Source organism: Lyngbya aestuarii BL J, assembly GCF_000478195.2.
In the GTDB taxonomy this organism is placed as follows: domain Bacteria; phylum Cyanobacteriota; class Cyanobacteriia; order Cyanobacteriales; family Microcoleaceae; genus Capilliphycus; species Capilliphycus aestuarii.
Genome location: NZ_AUZM01000161.1, coordinates 1 through 2,263 on the forward strand (window position 1 = coordinate 1; position 2,263 = coordinate 2,263).

Genomic DNA, 2,263 nt, shown 5'->3' on the forward strand with positions numbered 1-2,263 from the left:
GTGCGATTCGTTCTCTAGAAACCAGGATTTCATGGTGGATTAGAGGCAAGGAATCAGGAGAAGTGCCTTAATCTTCTCAACACTGAACCTTGACAACTCAGTAATTCGTGAGAGTGAGGATTAATCCAATTCTCTCCCTCTGAAGGCTTCAGAGGACAGCATAACCCACAGGACATAGCATGACAACCTATATCCTGCTGTGCATGGGTTAAATGGAGGTAACTGGTAGCCTAAACTGGAATCCCTCCTAGCATAGTCAGATATGGTTACGCAAGGAACTTACGTTTTAAGTGTCGTCATCCCTGAAGTAGCTAAATAAGGCTGATAAGCTACGTCCAAATAGGACAAAGTGAAAGATAGGTTTCTACAGTTCGGTAGGTAGAAACAAGCCCCTATAATAACTCGGCACATAGTAAGAACCTAAGTCTGACACAATAACGAATACTGGGAACGAAGTAACCTTCTTATTTGCTCTTGGGTAGGTCGATAACCAAGTAGGAAGTCATCCGCAAGTAATAGGGAGGAAGGATTGTCTCAAAAGCCAACGCTACTCCGTAATGGAATGGATACGCAGACAGAGACACGATAGTTAGGAAGATAGAGTCAATGAGTAAAGTTAAAACGTTATGAACACGGTTCAACCGATGTATGAATGGAATACAATCCCCTGGCGCAAGCTTGAGCGGAACGTATTTAAGCTTAAAAAGAGAATCTATCAAGCCTCTCGACGTGGCAACAGTCAACAGGTACGGCGATTACAGAGACTACTTTTAAAATCATGGTCAGCCAAGGCTCTAGCGGTTCGACGGGTAACACAGGATAACTCTGGTAAGAAAACAGCAGGAATAGACGGGGTTAAGTCATTAACTCCGAAACAAAGAATGGCACTTATCGAGAAACTAGACCTAAAAGGAAAGGTTCAACCAATCCGACGAGTTTGGATTCCTAAACCCAACAAATCAGAAAAGCGACCTCTAGGGATTCCTACCATTCAAGACAGGGCAACTCAAGCCTTAGTCAAAATGGCTCTAGAACCCCAATGGGAAGCCAAATTTGAACCCAACAGCTACGGATTCCGACCCGCACGGTCATGTCACGACGCAATTCAAGCGTTACACGATATGCTAAGGCATCATCACAAATACGTTTTAGATGCCGATATAGCAGGATGCTTCGACAATATCAATCACGAAACCCTCATCAAAAAGTTGGATACCAGCCCATTAATCAGTCGAATTGTCAAATCTTGGCTCAAAGCTGGCATTATGGACAATAACGTATTCCAGAAGAATGAGAAAGGGACTCCACAAGGGGGTGTGATTTCGCCATTATTAGCCAACATTGCACTACATGGGATGGAAAACCTCATCAAAAGCATCAATAAAAACGCCTACATGGTAAGATATGCTGATGATTTTGTGATACTCCATAATGACCTCAAAGTTATTGAGAAATGCAAAGAGGCAATCAAAGAATGGCTCAAAAGAATCGGACTAGAACTCAAACCGTCTAAAACAAAAGTGATCAACACTTTAACATCCTACGACGGTCAAGAAGCAGGTTTCGATTTTCTGGGGTTCAATGTACGCCAGTACAAAGTTAGCAAAAATAACTCTGGAAAAAGAAGGAAAGGTTTTAAAACCTTAACTAAGCCCAGTAAGGAAAGCATCCAAAGACACAAAGACCGCATTAAGGAAGTAGTCAGAAAAGGTAAAGCTAAAACACAATTAGCTATTATTAAGGAACTGAACCCAATTATTAGAGGATGGTGTAACTACTATTCGACAGAAATAAGTTCAGAAGCCTTCAAATACCTGACCCATTTTACTGTCCAATCACTTATGAGATGGGCAAGACGGAGACATCCAAAGAAAAACCTACACTGGATATACCGCAAATACTTCGGAATCCACGAAGGATATCAATGGACATTTATGAAGGAGCAATCCAGAGTAATTAGACACTCCGAAACCAAAATCGAAAGATGGGTCAAGGTCAAGGGAGATAGAAGTCCTTATGATGGGGACTGGGTTTACTGGTCAACCCGAATGGGGAGACATCCCGAAGCCAAAAAGAAAGTCGCTTACCTACTAAATCAACAAAAGGGAAAATGCTCTCATTGTGGACTCAGATTCTTCGTGGATGACCTCATGGAAATCCACCACATCGATAAGAATCACCATAACAGCAAATGGGAAAATTTAACCTTATTACATCGCCACTGCCACGATGAGGTACACAAGACAAGTGCCTAGTTATTGAG

General features: G+C 42.1%; 1 protein-coding gene. It reads left to right on the plus strand.

The window, feature by feature from the left end:
* Positions 1-626 precede the first annotated feature (626 nt).
* Positions 627-2,255, plus strand: a complete 1,629-nt coding sequence (gene ltrA, locus M595_RS27100; RefSeq protein ID WP_023069796.1) for a group II intron reverse transcriptase/maturase — start codon at positions 627-629, stop codon at positions 2,253-2,255.
* Positions 2,256-2,263: the final 8 nt, after the last annotated feature.

Coding starts and splice junctions, on each gene's coding strand:
- ltrA (WP_023069796.1), top strand. CDS start 627: ATGAACACGGTTCAACCGATGTATGAATGGAATACAATCCCCTGGCGC.